Genomic DNA, 16,173 nt, shown 5'->3' with positions numbered 1-16,173 from the left:
CGCGGCGGCCACATGGAGAGCTAACTCGGGCCCTGCTGCACGTTGAAGGGCGCTACAGGGTTGGCGACCTGGGCCAATTCGGACGGGAGTTGCGAGACGACGTCCTCGTACTCGTCGGCGGCCACCGCCTCGCGGAGCGTGTCGAAGACCGCCCGGGCGCCGGCCTCCGCCAGCGCCGGATCGACGTCGGCGCGACCTGCGATCCGCTGCACGAACACGTCGAACCCGAACCGCTCGGCCGTCTCGCTGGCGGCGAACGCGTACGGCCGGAGTCCCTCGGGGAGCTGGGTGGCGAGGTCCCGCGCCTCGCCGCCGTCTATCCGCTCCGCCACGGTGGTCAGCGTGGCCCGGGTGAGGGCGGTCGCCTGCTCGGTTGACGTCCCTGAGCGCCTCGCCACTGCGTCGATGAACTGGTTGTCGTCCACCATCGGGCCCTTCCTCTTGAATGGATGCGGCGTCTACCCGTTCACCGGGACGCCAAACGGCGCACGGTTCGGCGCGGGTGTCAGTGGCCGGGCCGGTGCTGCCCGTGGTGCGCGCGCTCGGCGGCGGCGACGATGTCCTTCACGCCGAGGAAGCTGTCCGGCGAGACGGAGACGGAGTCGATGCCCGCCCGGACCAGTAGGCGGGCGAACTCCGGGTCGTCGCTGGGACGTTGGCCGCACAGGCCAACCTTCCGGCGGTTGTCGTGCGCCGCACTGATCACTGCCTCGATGCTTTTCGTGACGGCCGGATCACGCTCGTTGAACAGGGGCGCGAGCCGCTCGGAGTCGCGGTCGACGCCGAGGGTGAGCTGGGTGAGGTCGTTGCTGCCGATGGAGAAGCCGTCGAAGCGTTCGGCGAACTCGGCGGCGAGCAGGACGTTGGAGGGGATCTCCACCATGACGTAGACCTGCAGGCCGTTCCGGCCGCGGATCAGGCCCTGTTCGGCCATGGTCTCGAGGACGTGGTCGGCCTCCTGCGGGGTGCGGCAGAACGGGATCATCACGACCGTGTTGGTGAGTCCCATCGCGTCGCGTACCCGGCGCAGGGCGCGGCACTCGAGAGCGAAGCCCTGCCGATAGTCCTCGCTGTAGTAGCGGCTGGCTCCTCGCCAACCCAGCATCGGGTTCTCTTCCGCCGGTTCGAACGCCTCGCCACCGATGAGCCTGGCGTACTCGTTGGTCTTGAAGTCGCTCATCCGGACGATGACCGGCTTCGGCCACCAGGCGGCGGCGATGCGGGCGATGCCGTACGCGAGGTGCTCGACGAAGAACTCGGTCTTGTCCTCGTGGCCGCGGGTCAGCTCGGTGATCTGTCGGCGGGCCTTATCGTCGTCGAGCTCGGCGAAGCGAACGAGGGCCATCGGGTGGATCTTGATGTGGTTGTTGACGATGAACTCCATGCGGGCCAGGCCCACCCCGTCGGCCGGTAGCCGCCACCACCGGAAGGCCGCGGCCGGCTCGGCCAGGTTCAGCATGACCTGGGTCCTCGTGGTGGGGATCTGGGCCAGGTCGATCTCCCGTGCGTCGTAGTCGAGGATCCCGGCGTAGATGTGGCCCTCGTCGCCCTCGGCGCAGGAGACGGTGATCTCCTGCCCGTCGGTCAGCCGGCTGGTGGCATCGCCGGTGCCCACGATGGCGGCCAGCCCGAGCTCCCTGCTGACGATGGCGGCGTGCGATGTCCGGCCGCCGTGGTCGGTGACGATGGCCGCCGCCCGCTTCATGATCGGTTCCCAGTCGGGGTCGGTCGCGCCGGTGACCAGCACGGCGCCGTCCTGGAACCGGTCGATCTCGGCAGCGCTGCGCAGGTTGCAGACCTTGCCGGCGGCGATCGCGTCGCCGATGGCCAGGCCGCTGACCAGGCGGTCGCCGTGGCCGGTCAACCGGTACGACCGCAGGGTGGAGGCCTCCTTGTGGACGTGGACCGTCTCGGGTCGGGCCTGGACGAGGTAGATCTCGCCGGTCTCGCCGTCCTTCGCCCACTCCATGTCCATCGCGCGGCCGTAGTGGTCCTCGATCGCGGTGGCCCAGCGGGCCAGCCGGGTGATCTCCTGGTCGGTCAGGACCGTCGCGGTCTGTTCCTCGGCGCTGGTCTCGACGGCCCGGGTCGGGTCGCCACCGGAATCGCTGTAGATGATCTTGGAGCGCTTGCCGCCGACCTTCTTCGAGATCACCGGAGTCGCTTCCGGGTTCGCGAGCAGCGGCTTGAAGACCAGGTACTCGTCCGGGTCCACCTTGCCCGCGACGACCGACTCACCGAGACCCCACGAAGCGTTGATGAGCACCACCCGCGGAAAACCGCTGTCGGTGTCGATGGAGAACATCACCCCCGCGCCGGCTCTGTCGGAGCGCACCATCTGCTGGACACCGATGGACAACGCCACCTTGAGATGGTCGAAGCGGTGGTGTTCCCGGTAGCTGATCGCCCGGTCGGTGAAGAGCGACGCGTAGCAGCGTTTGCAGGCCTCCAGCAGCGCCTGCTCGCCCCGGACGTTGAGGTAGGTCTCCTGCTGGCCGGCGAAGCTGGCCTCGGGGAGATCCTCCGCCGTGGCGCTGCTGCGGACCGCCACATCCGGATCCTCCCGCCGCGCTCGGGTCGCGAGCCCGCGGTAGGCGTCCCGGACGGCCTGCGCGAGGTCCGGCGGGAACTGTGCGTCGAGGAACATCCGGCGGATCGCGCCGCCCACCTCCGCCAGGTCGGCACCCTGGTGCAGCGCGTCGATCTGGGCGGCGATGCGGGTCCGCAGGTCGTTGGCGTCCAGCAGCTCCCGGTACGCCTGCGCGGTGATGGCGAACCCGCCCGGCACCCGTACGCCCCGCGTGGACAGGCCGCGGATCATCTCCCCGAGCGAGGCGTTCTTGCCACCCACCACGGCGACGTCGCCCGACGAGACGTCTTCCAGCCACCGCACCATGCTCTGCGTGCCCATCTCCCACCCTTCCTCGTCATCGCGGGCGTGCCCGGCCACCAGCTGCCCGCAACGGTTCAAAAGAGGTCAGACCCCATCAGCCCGGTCGGCGGGTTCCCCAAGTCCGCGGCTCTACTCCGCCTCGCCGCCCCGGGCTGGAACTCCGATGTGGCGCGGGGCGGCTTCGTGGTGAGGTCGGTACGGTTGCGGTCGTACCGCCTTCGGTTCGTTCGCGGCTCGTCAGGAGGCGTGGTGATGCGCGCAGAGGACGAAAGGGCCGTCCGGCACGGCCTGATCCTGCGGGAGTTCGCCCGGCAGGCCGGCACCTTCGAGGACGCACGTCTCAACGCGGCGTTCACCAGACATCTCCAGCGGCTGGTCGACTTCGCCGCGCCGGACCCCGAGGACGTCTGCCTGGACGTCGCCTGCGGCACCGGCCTGGTCGCCCGCGCGCTCGCCGTGCGGACCCGGCACGTGACCGCGCTTGACACCACTCCCGAGATGCTGGCGACGGGCAAGGCGCGAGCCGACGCCGAAGGCGTGCGCAACGTGGTGTTCCAGCGGGGCGATGCGGCCCGGCTGCCCTTCCTCACCGGTTCGTTCTCGCTCGTTATCTCCCGGTTCTCCCTGCACCACGTCCCGGCTGCGGCAGAGGTCGCGGCGGAGCTCGTGCGGGTGTGCCGGGCCGGTGGGCGGGTGGTCGTCGCCGACATGGTCGTCAGGCCGGAGTTGCCCGGCGACCCCGACCGGCTGGAGCGGCTGCGCGACCCGTCCCACGGAGCGATGCTCAGTGTCGACGCCATCGTCCGGCTGCTCACCTCGGCCGGTGCTGCCGTCGGGGCGTCCGACGTCTTCGACGTCGAGCGTCCACTTCGTCCGTGGCTCGAACAGGCCGGCACGCCTGCGGACGTCGCGCGCCGGATCTCCGACGAGCTGGCACGGGAACTCGCCGGGGGCGACCCGACCGGGCTGCGCCCGCTCGTGGTGGACGACGAGCTCTACTTCACCCAGACGTGGGCGCACATCTCGGCGACGCCGTCGTCATGACCGGGACTCACCCGCCGGCCAGCAGCTTCTTCTGCACCTTGCCCATCGCGTTGCGGGGCAGTTGCTCGACGAGGTGAACCTGCCGCGGCCGCTTGTGCGCGGAGATCCGCCCGGCCACGAATTCGATGAGCTGCGCCTCGGTGGTGGCGTCGGCGACGACGTACGCGACCACCTGCTGCCCGAGATCGGGGTGGGGCGCGCCGATCACCGCGGCCTCCCGGACCGCGGGGTGAGCGAGCAGCGCGTTCTCCACCTCGCCCGCGCCGATCCGGTACCCGCCGCTCTTGATCATGTCGATGGACGCGCGTCCGATGATCCGGTGCCACCCGTCGGCGTCGATGGTGGCGATGTCTCCGGTGCGGAACCAGCCGTCGGCGGTGAACGCCTCCTGGTTGGCCGCCGCCCGGTTGAGGTACCCGCTGAACATCATCGGGCCGCGTACCTGCAGGTCGCCGGGGGACTCGCCGTCCGGCGCCACCGGGGTGCCGTCGTCGGCGACCAGTCTGGTCTGCACCCCGGCAACCGGCGTACCGACGAACCCGGGGCGGCGTTCACCGTCCGCGCGGCCGCTCACCGTGATCAGCGTTTCGGTCATCCCGTACCGCTCGACGGGCGGCTGTCCGGTGAGCTCGGCGAGCCGCTCGAAGACGGGCAGCGGCAGCGGTGCGCTACCCGAGACCAGCAGCCTGGCCGAGGACAGCGCGCGGGCGGCGGCCGGGTCGGCGCACACCCTGGACCAGACAGTCGGCACGCCGAAGTACAGCGTTCCGGCCGCCGCGGCGTACGCGTCCGGCTTGGGTCGGCCGGTGTGCGCCAGCCGGGACCCGACCCGGAGCGCACCGAGGACGCCCAGCAGGAGACCGTGCACGTGGAACAGCGGGAGACCGTGTACGAGCAGATCCTCGGGAGTCCACGCCCAGGCGTCCGCGAGCGCGTCCAGGTCGGCGGCGATCGCCCGCCGCGGGATCAGGGCGCCCTTCGGTGCACCGGTGGTGCCGGAGGTGTAGAGAATCAGCGCGGTGCCGTCCGCAGGTTCCGGGTAGCTGGTGGACGAGCGTGCCGTCACGTCGACGGTGGCAACGGGGACCGCCACCTCGGCCAGCGGCGCGGTTCCCGCGCTGGTCGGGGGGACGAGCAGCAGCGACGCGGCGCAGTCGCGTAGCACGTAGTCCCGTTCGCTCGGGCCGGAGTCCGGCGGCACGGGCACCACGGGCACGCCGGCGAGCAGGCCGGCCACGACCGCCACCACGGTCTCCATGCCGGCGGTCGCCCAGACCGCCACCGCGGGGCTTCCGGCGATCCGATCGGCCAGGGCGGTGGCGGCCGACAGCAGGTCCTCCCGGGACGCCCGCTGGTCGCCGACCCGGATCGCGTCCGCCGCGTCACCGAACACCCCGGACAGGGCCGGCAGCAACATCTCTTCGCTCCCTCGTCGCATCGTGGTCACCGTCCGGTCCAGGTCCTGGTCTGCTTGCTGGTGAACGCCTGCACGGCGGCGCGGAAGTCGTGGCTGCCGTAGACCCGGGAGACGATGTCGTCCCCGGCCACTTCACCGCGGCGCAACCGGCGGACCGCCTCCTTCGTCGCCCACATGGTGAGCGGGGCGTGCCCGAGCAGGCGGTCGACCGTCTGCTGGACGGCCTCGTCGAGGTCCGTCGTGGACTCGGCCACGAACCCCGCCGCGTGCGCCTCCTGGCCGGAGTAGAACTTCGCGTTGAGCAGCAGATCCAGGGTACGGGCCGGCCCGAGGTGGTGCACCAGCAGCGCGTAGGTGGGCATCGACAGGCAGTTGCCCAGGGTCCTCGCGACGGGGATGCCGAACTTGGCGTCCGGCGTGGCCAGGCGCAGGTCACACACGGCGGCGATCGCCAGGCCCGCCCCGACGCAGTACCCCCGGATGGCCGCGACCGTCGGTACGTTGACGTCCTCGAGCCGGTCGAGCACGCGCGTGATCCGCCGCTCGTACGCGACGCCGTCGTCCCCGCTGGTGAATTCGGCGAACTGGCGGATGTCGGTACCCGAGACGAAGGCGTCATCACCGGCTCCGCGCAGCACGAGCAGCCGGATGTCGTCGTCCGCGTCGGCCCGTTCACACGCCTCGTACAGGCCGTCGTACATCGCCCACGTCATCGCGTTGCGCTGCGCGGGCCGGTTGAAGGTCACGGTGAGGACCGGGCCCTGCCGGTCCACGAGGACCTCGGCGCGGGAACCGGGGGGAGCGGACATGGCCTACCTCCTGCTCGTCGACGCTGCTCTGGGCCGTACGGCCGTAGTCATCCGTCCGCTGCCACGGCGGCGCCGGACGCGACGAGACCCTCGATCTCCTTTGGGCTGCAGCCCACGGCGGCCAGCACCTCGCGGGTGTCGGCGCCGAGCATCGGTCCCGCCCCGTCGCGCCGCACCGGGGTCTCGGACAGCCGCATCGGCGACCCGAGTTGCCGCACCGGCCCCACGGTCGGGTGCTCGGCGTCCCAGAAGAAGTCGCGGGCGGCGAGGTGTTCGTCGGTGAACACCTCGCCGTAGTCGGCGATGGGGGCGCACGGTACGCCGGCCTTGTTGAGCCGTTCGACGATCTCGTCGGTGCTCATCGTGCTGGTGACCGTCTCGATGGTCCCGATCAGCTCGGTGCGGTTCGCCAGGCGGGAGAACGCGTCGGCGTAGCGGGGGTCGTCGAGCAGGTGGGTCAGCCCGAGGGCGTCGCAGAACGCCTGCCAGTTGCGGGGTGTGGTGGCACCGATCGTCACGTACCCGTCGCTGCTGTGCACCGCCTGGTACGGGGCGTTGCTCTGGTGCGCGGAGCCCATCGGGCCGCCCACCTCGCCGGTGGCGAAGTACTTTCCCGCCTCCCAGACGGCGAAGGAGACACCAGCCTCGTACAGGCTGACGTCGATGTACTGGCCCGCGTCGGAGCGGTCCCGCTCGCGCAGCGCGGCGGTGACCGCGAGCGCCACGTAGAGGCCGCAGACGAGGTCGCAGATCGGCACGCCCACCTTGGCCGGTGGACCGCCCGGGTGGCCGGTGATGCTCATCAGGCCGCTCCGGGCCTGCGCCATGATGTCCAGCCCGGGCAGGCCCGCGAGGGGCCCGTCCTGCCCCCAGCCGGAGGCGGAGGCGTACACCAGCCGAGGGTTGATCTCCCGCAGGTCCTCGTAACCCAGGCCGAGCCGCCGCATGGCACCGGGCCGGAGGTTCTCCACCAGCACGTCGGCCCGTTCGACCAGGCGGAGGAAGGCTCGGCGGGCGTCCGGGGACTTGAGGTCCAGGGCGACCGAGCGCTTGTTGCGGTTGATCCGGACGAACGGCGAACTCTCCGTCCCGAGGAACGGACCGGTCTGGCGTACCGGGTCCCCGCCGACCGCGTGCTCGACCTTGATGACGTCCGCGCCGAGGTCGGCCAGTTGCATGGCGGCGAACGGCGCCGCCATGAACGCTCCGATCTCGACCACAGTCACTCCCGCCAGGGGTGGCGTGCGTTTCGTGCTCATCGACCTGCCTCCGACTGATCGGCGCGGTGATCGAACGCCCGTGCCGGGGATGCGCGGGGGTGTTCGGATGCGAAAGCTACCGGTAGAGTGCGGGCTTGTCTACAGAAGACAAGAGTTTGTTCGGCGGTCGGGAACGGCGTGTCGCGGCCGGCCGCACCGCGCGACGACTTCGAGGAGCTCCGATGGGGGAGAGGGCGACGGTGACGGGTGAGGCGGTCCGGATCGTGGGTCCACCGAGCATGTCGCAGCTGGCTGCGGACGCCGTGCGCAAGATGATCCTCTCGGGCCGGCTGCAACCCGGGGATCGCGTGGTGGAGAACCAGCTCACCCACCAGCTCGGCGTGTCCCGGCCGCCGCTGCGCGAAGCGTTGCGGGTGCTGGAGCAGGAGGGCCTGATCGTGCAGCAGCCGCGGCGCGGCGCGATCGTCGTCCCGATCACCCTGCACGACGTGTACGAGATCTTCAGCCTCCGCGACCAGCTCGAGCGGATGGCGGTCGAGTTGGGCGTGCCCGTGCGGGTGCCCGCGCGTCTCGAGCGCTGCCGGACGGCCCTACGCGAGTTGGAGGAGGCCGCCCGCGCGGGTGACGCGGCCACCGTCACCGATCGCGCCTTCGACTTCCATCTGGCTGTGGTGGGGCTGGCCGGGCACCGCCGGTTGGAGGACGCCTACCGCTCCCTGTCCCTGCAGATGCGCCTCTGCATGGCCATGAACCAGCGGGCGAGGGTGCCCGACGAGGGACTGTGGGGCAACGTCGAACGGCACCGCACGATCCTGGAGGCCCTGGAACGCGGCGACCGGCAGGAGGTCGTCGAGCTGCTCGCCGACCACGGGCAGCACACCTTCATCCTCGAACTGGGCCCCTCGCTCGACGGCCGCTCCCCGGAGGCGGAGGCCTGGCTGGACCAGCTCGCCCGCTCCCGCACCGCACCGCAGGACCGGAGGTCCCGATCGTGACCACGCGACCGCTCGTCGTCGACTTCGGCGACCGGAGGCCGGAGATCGATCAGGCGGCCTGGGCCGCGCCCGGGTGCACCATCATCGGCTCCGTGCGGCTGGCACCCGGTGCCAGCGTCTGGTACGGCTGCGTGCTGCGCGCCGACACCGAGGACATCAGCGTCGGCGCCGGCAGCAACATCCAGGACGGCTGCGTCGTGCACGCCGATCCGGGCTTCCCGGCGGTGGTGGGCTCGGGAGTCTCCGTCGGGCACCGCGCGGTGCTGCACGGCTGCACGATCGAGGACGACGTCCTGATCGGTATGGGGTCGGTGGTCCTCAACGGCGCCCGGATCGGCTCCGGCTCGCTCGTGGCCGCCGGCGCGGTCGTGCTGGAGGGGACGGTGATTCCGCCCGGTTCGCTCGTCGCCGGCGTGCCGGCCAAGGTTCGGCGTGCGCTGTCCGAGGACGAACGCGCGGACATCGTGCGGAACGCCGAGGGGTACGTCGACCGGGCCCGGGCGCACGCGGCAGCGACGTCCCTACTTCCGACTGGTCGGACGGACACCGCCGCGGGCGACCGCGCCCCGGCCTGAGGCTGGGCCGCGGAGGTTCCGGTTCCGTCACCGGGTCAGCCGGCGACGGCCCCCGTGGGTCGGGGGGCGCTCAGCTCGTCGGCCAGGTCCGCGGCGGCCTGCCGGAGCAGGGGCACGGCCCGCTCGACCACGTCGGGGGTCATCCGGGGCGCCGGCCCGGAGACCGAGACCGCGAGCCGGTTGGAGGTCCCGAGCACGGGTACGGCGACGCACCGCACGCCGATCTCCTGCTCGCCGTCGTCCATGGCGTACCCGTTGGCCCGTACCCGCTCGATCTCCTCGGCGAACCGGTCCGGTTCGGTGATCGTGTGCTCGGTCTGGGCCGGCATGCCGGTGCGCTTGAGCAGCGTCTGCACGTCGGCGGGGGGCAGGTGGGCGAGCAGGGCCTTGCCCACGGCCGTGCAGTGCGGGTAGACGCGCCGTCCGACCTCGGTGAACATCCGCATCGACTGCCTGGACTGGACCTGGGCGACGTACACCACCCGGTCACCGTCGAGCATCGCGAGGTTCGCGCTCTCGCCGAGCGAGTCGACCAGCCGGGAGAGGTAGGGCCGCGACCAGGTGCCCAGCAGGTGGCTGGCGCTGTCGCCGAGCCGGATCAGCCGGGGACCGAGGGAGTACTGCCGGGACGGCTCCTGGCGGACGTAGCCGAGGTCGACCAGGGTGCGGATCAGCCGGTGGATGGTGGGCAGCGCGAGCCCGGACTCCTGAGCGAGCCGGGACAGCCCGATGACGCCGCCGGCGTCCGCCATGGTTTCGAGCAGTTCGAAGGCCCGTTCCAGCGACTGGACCCCACCGGGCACCCGACCTCTGGGCTGCGTGGCGTCGGCAGCCAGGTCCGGGTTCGACTCCGTCACTGAGGTCCTCCTACTCACCCGGATGCACGCCAGGGCACCAGCACGCCCCGCTGTTTCCGCATGGCAGAAGTCTAGCTGGCACGTCGGAAAAGCCTCTCGCGTGCCACGCCGCTTGACTTCCGCAAGGCGGAAACTATTATCCACCATGATGAACGTTTGACGGAAGAAGGTGATCCGGATGCCCGATATCGAGGTGACCGGCGGCCCCGTGCCGCGCGGCGAGGAGATCCTCACCACCGAGGCCCTGGCCTTCGTCGCGGAGCTGCAACGACGGTTCGGCGCCCGCCGCGACGAGCTGCTCGGCCTGCGCCGTCAGCGCCGCGACGAGGTGGCGCGCACCCACAGCCTGGACTTCCGCCCGGAAACCCGGGAGGTGCGGGAGGCCGCGTGGCGCGTCGCGCCGGCCCCCGAGGACCTGCAGGACCGCCGGGTGGAGATCACCGGGCCGACCGAGCGCAAGATGGCGATCAACGCGCTCAACTCCGGCGCCCGGGTCTGGCTCGCCGACCTCGAGGACGCGAACACGCCGCACTGGGGCAACGTCGTGGGCGGGCAGCTCAACCTGTACGACGCGGTGCGCCGCACCATCACCTTCACCGCCCCCGACGGCCGGGAGTACGCGCTGCGCGAGGACCGGCGGCTCGCCACCATCGTGGTACGGCCCCGCGGCTGGCACTTCGACGAGACCCACCTGCTGGTGGACGGCAGGCCGGTCGTCGGCGCCCTGGTGGACTTCGGCCTGTACTTCTTCCACAACGCGCAGGAGCTCCTGCGCCGGGGGAGTGGGCCGTACTTCTACCTGCCCAAGATGGAGAGCCACCTCGAGGCGCGGCTGTGGAACGAGGTGTTCACCTTCGCCCAGCAGGAGCTCGGCGTCCCGCACGGCACGATCCGGGCGACCGTCCTGATCGAGACCATGCCGGCGGCGTTCGAGATGGAGGAGATCCTCTACGAGCTGCGCGAGCACGCGTCCGGGCTCAACGCCGGCCGGTGGGACTATCTGTTCAGCATCATCAAGTACTTCCGCGACTCCGGCCCCCACTTCGTCCTGCCGGACCGGAACTCGGTGACGATGACCGCCCCGTTCATGCGCGCCTACACCGAACTGCTCGTCCGCACCTGTCACAAGCGGGGGGCCTTCGCGATCGGCGGGATGGCCGCCTTCATCCCCAGCCGGCGTGATCCGCAGGTCAACCAGGTGGCGCTGGCCAAGGTCCGGGAGGACAAGGAACGGGAGGCCGGGGACGGCTTCGACGGCTCCTGGGTGGCCCACCCCGACCTGGTGCCCATCTGCCAGGAGGTCTTCGACCGGGTGCTCGGCGACAAGCCCAACCAGCTCGACCGGCCGCGCGAGGACGTCTCGGTCACCGCGGACCAGTTGCTCGACGTGGCCAGCACCCCCGGTGCCGTCACCGAGGCCGGGCTGCGCAACAACATCAGCGTCGCGCTGCAGTACCTCGCCTCCTGGCTGGCCGGCAACGGCGCCGTGGCCATCTTCAACCTGATGGAGGACGCGGCGACCGCCGAGATCGCCCGGTCGCAGATCTGGCAGTGGGTGCACAACGACGTCACGCTTGACACGGGTACCACGGTCACCCGCAATCTGGTCGAGCGCATCCTCGACGAGGAGCTGACCAAGATCCGCGACACCCTGGGCAAGGAGCAGTTCGACGAGGAGCGGTTCGCCCAGGCTCGCCGGCTGGTCCTCGAGGTGGCACTCGTCGATCACTACGCCGACTTCCTCACGCTTCCCGCGTACCAGGTGTCGGCCGAGAGCTGAGCAGGAGCCGGACCCCGGCGGGGCTGCGACAGCACCCCGCCGGGGCCGGCGAACCACCGCCCCGGCACTCGACCGTCCTCGACCGTCCACGAGGGCCAGCGATCGGTCACCCGGTGGAGACCGACTGGCGGACCAGTTCGAGCGGATGCCAGGCCACCCGCTGCGTGCCGTGCCGGATCTGCTGCCGGCAGGACACCCCCGTCGCGGCCACCACCGTGTCTGCCGACTCGGCCCGGATGGCCGGGAAGAGCCGGTCGTTGCCCACCGTCATCGACAGGTCGTAGTGCTCGGACTCGTACCCGAACGAGCCGGCCATGCCGCAGCAACCGGCGTCCAGTTCGACCACCTCGACGCCGGGGATGCGACGCAGCAACGCCACGGTGGCGGCCGTACCCACCTCGGCCTTCTGGTGGCAGTGCCCGTGGTAGAGGATGCGCCGGCCGGAGATTGCCGACTCGCCGAGCCGCAGCCGACCGGCATCGATGGCCTCGACCAGCAGTTCCTCCACCTGACGGACCCGACCGGAGACGTCCCGTACGTTCGGGTCGTCGGGTAGCAGTTGCCGGTGTTCGTCGCGCAGGGTCAGGATGCAGGACGGCTCGCACCCGACGATCGGAGATCCGGGCTGCGACGAGCGGACCAGCCGGGCGGTCAGCCCCCGCGCCCGTCGTCTCGCGTCGTCGAGCAGTCCCTTGGAGAAGCTGGCCCGACCGCAGCATCCGCCGCTCTCCAGGCGAACCGCCCAGCCGGCGGCTTCCAGCAGTTCCACCGCGGCCCGGCCGATCCCCGGTTCGGTGAAGGTGGTGAAGGAGTCGGCCAGGAACGTCACCTCGCCCTGTGGCGCCGGTCCGTCCGCTGAGCGGGTATGGCGGCGGAACCAGCGGACCAGGTTGCCCCGCTGGAAGGCCGGTAGCGGACGGTGCGGGGTGATGCCGGCCGCGCGGTCCATCAGCCGGCGCAGCACGCGACTGCCGACCGGCAGGTTGGACAGCGGAGCCACGGCCGAGCCGACGCGGTTGAGCATCCGGATGGCCCCGAAGAGCCGCGAGCGCAGCGGTACGCCGTGGGCGTCGTGGTGGTGCGCGAGCGCCTCGGCCTTCAGCGAGGCCATGTCCACGCCGAGTGGGCACTCGCTCTTGCACGCCTTGCACATCAGGCACAGGTCGAGGATCTCGTGCAGCCGCTCGTCACCGAGCGCCGCGGCCGGGTCCGGCTCGGACAGCGCCTTGACCAGCGCGTTGGCTCGGCCGCGGGTGGCGTGCTCCTCCTGCCGGGTGGCCATGTACGACGGACACATGGCACCGGTCGCGCTCTTGCGGCACAGCCCGATGTTCATGCACCGGTCGGCCGCGCCCCGCATGCCCCCGACCACGTCGAACGCCAACCGGGTCCGGATCGGCGGCGCCGCCGGGAGCGCGGCGTCGCGGAGGTTCTCCGTCATGGCGGGCGCGTCCACGATCTTGCCGGGGTTCATCCGGTTCTCCGGGTCGAAGATGCGTTTGACCGCCCGCATCGCCTCGTAGAGCTCCTCGCCGAAGATCTCCCGGTTGAACTCGCTGCGGACCAGGCCGTCACCGTGCTCGCTGGAGTTGACCCCGCCGTACTCCCGGACGAGGTCCTTGATCTCCTCCGCGACCGCGCGCATCGCCCGGACCTGCTCCGGTTTGCTGACGTCCACGAACGGTCGGATGTGCAGGCAACCGACGGAGCAGTGCCCGTAGAAGCCGGCCGCCAGGCCGTGCCGGTCGAGCACCTGACGGAAGCGCCTGGTGTAGTCGGCGAGGTGCTTCGGGTCGACCGCGGTGTCCTCGACGAACGCCAGCGGACGCCGGGTCCCGCTGCCGGCGGCCATCAGCAGGCCCAGGCTGGACTTGCGCACCTTGAGCAGCGGGGCCTGCTGCTGGGCCGTCTCGGCGCGCAGGGTGTGGTAGCCGTGGCCGTGCCTGTTCCAGAGCGCGGCCAGGCGATCGAGCCGACCGGCGAGTTCGGGCTCGTCGTCCCCGCTGAACGAGACGAAGAGCAGCGCCTCCGGGTCGCCTTCCAGGGTCCGGCCGAGGTCGGCGTACTCGATCTTCTGCCGGGACAGGTCGAGGATGGTGCGGTCCATCATCTCCACGGCCGACGGGTCGCAGGCCAGAGCGTCCTCGGTCGCCTCGATGGCGGCGAGGACCGAGGTGAAGTGGCCGAGCGCGATCACCGTCCGGCGCGGCTTGGGCACGAGGTCCACGAGCGCCTCGGTCGCGATCACGAGGGTGCCCTCGGACCCGACGACGAACGGGGCCAGGTTGAACGACGAATCGCCGGCGAGCCGGTCCAGCCGGTAGCCGCAGGCCCGCCGCCAGTACGGTGGGAAACCGGTGGCGATGGCGCCGGCAGTGGCGTCGAGCAGCTCCGGCAGCTGCCGGTAGATCGTCCCCTCGAGCGTCGGCAGGCCGGCGCGACGGGTCCGTTCGGCCGCGTCCGTCGGGGCGAAGTGCGCCCGGGAGGCGTCGGAGAGCACGACGTCGAGTTCGCGGATGTGGTCGATCGTCATGCCGTAGCGGACGGATCCGCTGCCGGCGGAGTTGTTGCCGAGCATCCCACCGATGGTGGCGCGGTTGCTGGTCGACGTGTCCGGGCCGAACATCAGCCCGTGCGCGGCGGCCGCGCGGTTGAGCTGGTCCTGGACGACGCCCGGCTGCACCCGCGCCACCCGGGTGTCCACGTCGATGTCCAGGATGCGGTGCATGTGCCGGGACAGGTCGAGCACCAGGCCGGGTCCGATGGTCTGGCCGGCGAGGCTCGTGCCACCACCGCGCGGCACCACCGGTACGCCGTACCGGCCCGCCAGTTCGACGGCGGCCGCGACGTCGTCCGCGTGTCGCGGGAAGACCACGCCCAGCGGCCGGATCGCGTACATGCTGGCGTCGCGGGAGAACAGGTGGCGGGTGTACGCGTCGAAGCCCACCTCCCCGTGGAGGGCGCGCCCGAGGTCCCGGGCGAGCTCCCCGCCGAGTTCCTGGTCATCGCTGTCGACGCGGTTCCGGCTGATGGTCAAGGCCCTGTCCTCCCCTGTGAGGTCGGCGCCGACAAGGGCGCCCGGCTGGGCGGCTTCAGGGACGTTGCAGCCGGTCCAGTGCGGCGTTGATGCCCGTGGGATCGATGGGAGAACCGGCGGCGACGAGTCCCATCTGGACCCCCGCGAGCGTGCCGGCGAGCATGAGGTCGTTGAAGTCACCCAGGTGGCCGATCCGGAAGATCTTCCCGGCCAGTTTGCCGAGGCCGGCGCCGAGGGACATGTTGTAGCGGTCGAGGATGACGGCGCGGATCTTGTCGGCGTCGTACCCGTCCGGGACGATGACGGCCGTCAGCGAGCCGGAGTGCTCACGCTCGTCGGCGCAGAGCACCTCGAGGCCCCACCCGCGTACCGCCAGGCGGGTCGCCTCGGCGTGCCGTCGGTGGCGGGCGTAGACGTTGGCCAGGCCCTCCTCGTCCAGCATGCGCAGCGCTTCCCGCAGGCCGTACAGCAGGTTGGTGGCCGGGGTGTACGGGAAGAAGCCGCGCTGGTTGGCCTCGAGGATCGGCTGCCAGTCCCAGAACGACCGCCGCAGCCGGGCCGTCTTCGACGCCTCCAGCGCCTTCTGGCTGATCGCGTTGAAGCTGAGGCCGGGCGGCAGCATCAGACCCTTCTGCGAGCCGGCCACCGTGACGTCGACGCCCCAGGCGTCGTGCTGGTACTCGATGGACCCCAGGGAGGAGATGGTGTCCACCAGCAGTAGTGCGGGATGGCCGGTGGAGTCGATCGCCTGCCGTATCTCGGCGATCCGGCTCGTCACGCCGGTCGAGGTCTCGTTGTGCACGACGAGAACGGCCTTGATCCGGTGTCCCGGGTCGTTGCGCAGCTTGTCGGCCACGGCCTCCGGGTCCACGCCGTGCCGCCAGTCGCCGGGCACGAAGTCGACCTCGAGGCCGAGTCTGCGGGCCATCTCCTGCCAGAGGGTGGCGAAGTGGCCGGTCTCGAAGCACACCACCGTGTCGCCGGGGCTGAGGGTGTTGACCAGGGCGGCTTCCCACGCCCCGGTGCCCGAGGCCGGGTAGATGACGACGGGCTGGGTCGTGCCGAAGACCGGCTTGAGGGCCTCGAGCACCGCCAGGCCGAGCTCTGCGAACTGTGGGCCGCGGTGGTCGATGGTGGGTGCCGCCATGGCGCGGAGCACTCGGTCCGGGGTGTTGGTGGGGCCCGGGATCTGGAGGAAGTGACGACCGGTGGGGGTCATGCCGCAGCTACCTCTCGGCTCAGGAAGTCCGCTATGCGGAAGGTGGGTACCGCATTACGGAGACCGTATCAACGAACCGGCGGGGGAGCGCAAGCATCGGCGGGCGGCCAACCGCCATTCGCCGCTTTCGCTGTCCCGGCCCGGCATGCCGCCGCACGGCGGGGTCCTGGGCAGGTCTTGACGGTCGATGTGATATCGCCCATACTCGCCCGCAACGAAAAAGTCTTTTCACATCGTGGAAACACGTGCGTCGCGGTCCTGCCGACGATGTGCCGCCGCCTCCAGCGTCACGTCGTCGGCGCGGAAATGGATCGCACGCATACCGGC

Annotated in this window: 12 protein-coding genes; 4 read left to right on the top strand and 8 right to left on the bottom strand. The window is 71.1% G+C overall.

The annotated features are described in order from the left end of the window. Nucleotides 1-20: 20 nt before the first annotated feature. Both DKL51_RS07665 and ppsA read right to left on the bottom strand, forming a co-directional pair. Nucleotides 21-428: a DUF2267 domain-containing protein gene (locus tag DKL51_RS07665; RefSeq protein WP_185734740.1), complete on the bottom strand. Its 408-nt coding sequence runs from the start codon at nt 426-428 to the stop codon at nt 21-23. Nucleotides 429-505: 77 nt separating this feature from the next. Continuing rightward, nucleotides 506-2,911, bottom strand: coding sequence for a phosphoenolpyruvate synthase (gene ppsA, locus DKL51_RS07660; protein ID WP_109944696.1), 2,406 nt, complete (start codon nt 2,909-2,911; stop codon nt 506-508). A 234-nt stretch (nt 2,912-3,145) separates the two neighbouring features. Between ppsA and DKL51_RS07655 the strand changes: the two genes are divergently transcribed. Next, nucleotides 3,146-3,937: a class I SAM-dependent methyltransferase gene (locus DKL51_RS07655; protein WP_109944709.1), complete on the top strand. Its 792-nt coding sequence runs from the start codon at nt 3,146-3,148 to the stop codon at nt 3,935-3,937. A 7-nt stretch (nt 3,938-3,944) separates the two neighbouring features. Here the strand turns inward: DKL51_RS07655 and DKL51_RS07650 are convergent, their stop codons facing one another. Genes DKL51_RS07650 through DKL51_RS07640 form a run of 3 tightly spaced genes read right to left on the bottom strand, consistent with a single transcriptional unit; the run spans nt 3,945 to nt 7,422 of the window. Further along, the gene (locus DKL51_RS07650) at nt 3,945-5,354 is read right to left on the bottom strand and encodes an AMP-binding protein (protein ID WP_109944695.1); all 1,410 of its coding nucleotides are present in this window, start codon (nt 5,352-5,354) and stop codon (nt 3,945-3,947) included. A gap of 26 nt (nt 5,355-5,380) precedes the next feature. Continuing rightward, on the bottom strand, nt 5,381-6,163 hold the full coding sequence (locus tag DKL51_RS07645) for an enoyl-CoA hydratase/isomerase family protein (RefSeq protein WP_109944694.1): 783 nt from the start codon (nt 6,161-6,163) through the stop codon (nt 5,381-5,383). Nucleotides 6,164-6,210: 47 nt separating this feature from the next. Then, a complete protein-coding gene (locus DKL51_RS07640) occupies nt 6,211-7,422 on the bottom strand; it encodes a CaiB/BaiF CoA transferase family protein (protein ID WP_109944693.1) in 1,212 nt (403 codons plus the stop codon). Nucleotides 7,423-7,604: 182 nt separating this feature from the next. Here DKL51_RS07640 and DKL51_RS07635 point away from each other — a divergent pair, with 182 nt between their 5' ends. Then, on the top strand, nt 7,605-8,378 hold the full coding sequence (locus DKL51_RS07635) for a GntR family transcriptional regulator (RefSeq protein WP_109944692.1): 774 nt from the start codon (nt 7,605-7,607) through the stop codon (nt 8,376-8,378). Next, nucleotides 8,375-8,953, top strand: a complete 579-nt coding sequence (locus DKL51_RS07630; RefSeq protein ID WP_124811878.1) for a gamma carbonic anhydrase family protein — start codon at nt 8,375-8,377, stop codon at nt 8,951-8,953. The genes DKL51_RS07635 and DKL51_RS07630 overlap by 4 nt, the downstream gene beginning before the upstream one ends. A 35-nt stretch (nt 8,954-8,988) precedes the next feature. Here the strand turns inward: DKL51_RS07630 and DKL51_RS07625 are convergent, their stop codons facing one another. Further along, on the bottom strand, nt 8,989-9,810 hold the full coding sequence (locus DKL51_RS07625; RefSeq protein ID WP_279306017.1) for an IclR family transcriptional regulator: 822 nt from the start codon (nt 9,808-9,810) through the stop codon (nt 8,989-8,991). 178 nt (nt 9,811-9,988) lie between these two features. Here DKL51_RS07625 and aceB point away from each other — a divergent pair, with 178 nt between their 5' ends. Beyond that, the gene (aceB, locus tag DKL51_RS07620; protein ID WP_124811877.1) at nt 9,989-11,590 is read left to right on the top strand and encodes a malate synthase A; all 1,602 of its coding nucleotides are present in this window, start codon (nt 9,989-9,991) and stop codon (nt 11,588-11,590) included. Nucleotides 11,591-11,696: 106 nt separating this feature from the next. On the opposite strand, the gene DKL51_RS07615 is transcribed toward aceB, so the two are convergent. Continuing rightward, nucleotides 11,697-14,627 carry an FAD-binding and (Fe-S)-binding domain-containing protein gene (locus DKL51_RS07615; RefSeq protein WP_221623142.1) on the bottom strand — a complete coding sequence of 977 codons (2,931 nt, stop codon included), beginning with the start codon at nt 14,625-14,627 and terminating at the stop codon, nt 11,697-11,699. A gap of 55 nt (nt 14,628-14,682) precedes the next feature. Continuing rightward, nucleotides 14,683-15,846 (bottom strand): pyridoxal-phosphate-dependent aminotransferase family protein, encoded by a 1,164-nt coding sequence (locus tag DKL51_RS07610; protein ID WP_124811876.1) that lies wholly within the window; start codon nt 15,844-15,846, stop codon nt 14,683-14,685. Between the last annotated feature and the right edge of the window lie 327 nt (nt 15,847-16,173).

Origin of the sequence: Micromonospora globispora, from assembly GCF_003857015.1 — a bacterium.
Classification (GTDB): domain Bacteria; phylum Actinomycetota; class Actinomycetes; order Mycobacteriales; family Micromonosporaceae; genus Micromonospora; species Micromonospora globispora.
Note: the sequence above shows the minus strand (reverse complement) of the source record. Positions and strands in the feature narration are given on the sequence as shown.

Excerpts from the sequence above, each read along its gene's own strand:
- aceB (WP_124811877.1), top strand. The coding sequence starts at position 9,989 with ATGCCCGATATCGAGGTGACCGGCGGCCCCGTGCCGCGCGGCGAGGAG.
- DKL51_RS07655 (WP_109944709.1), top strand. The coding sequence starts at position 3,146 with ATGCGCGCAGAGGACGAAAGGGCCGTCCGGCACGGCCTGATCCTGCGG.
- DKL51_RS07665 (WP_185734740.1), bottom strand. The coding sequence starts at position 428 with ATGGTGGACGACAACCAGTTCATCGACGCAGTGGCGAGGCGCTCAGGG.
- DKL51_RS07645 (WP_109944694.1), bottom strand. The coding sequence starts at position 6,163 with ATGTCCGCTCCCCCCGGTTCCCGCGCCGAGGTCCTCGTGGACCGGCAG.
- DKL51_RS07635 (WP_109944692.1), top strand. The coding sequence starts at position 7,605 with ATGGGGGAGAGGGCGACGGTGACGGGTGAGGCGGTCCGGATCGTGGGT.
- DKL51_RS07610 (WP_124811876.1), bottom strand. The coding sequence starts at position 15,846 with ATGACCCCCACCGGTCGTCACTTCCTCCAGATCCCGGGCCCCACCAAC.
- DKL51_RS07640 (WP_109944693.1), bottom strand. The coding sequence starts at position 7,422 with ATGAGCACGAAACGCACGCCACCCCTGGCGGGAGTGACTGTGGTCGAG.
- DKL51_RS07650 (WP_109944695.1), bottom strand. The coding sequence starts at position 5,354 with ATGTTGCTGCCGGCCCTGTCCGGGGTGTTCGGTGACGCGGCGGACGCG.
- ppsA (WP_109944696.1), bottom strand. The coding sequence starts at position 2,911 with ATGGGCACGCAGAGCATGGTGCGGTGGCTGGAAGACGTCTCGTCGGGC.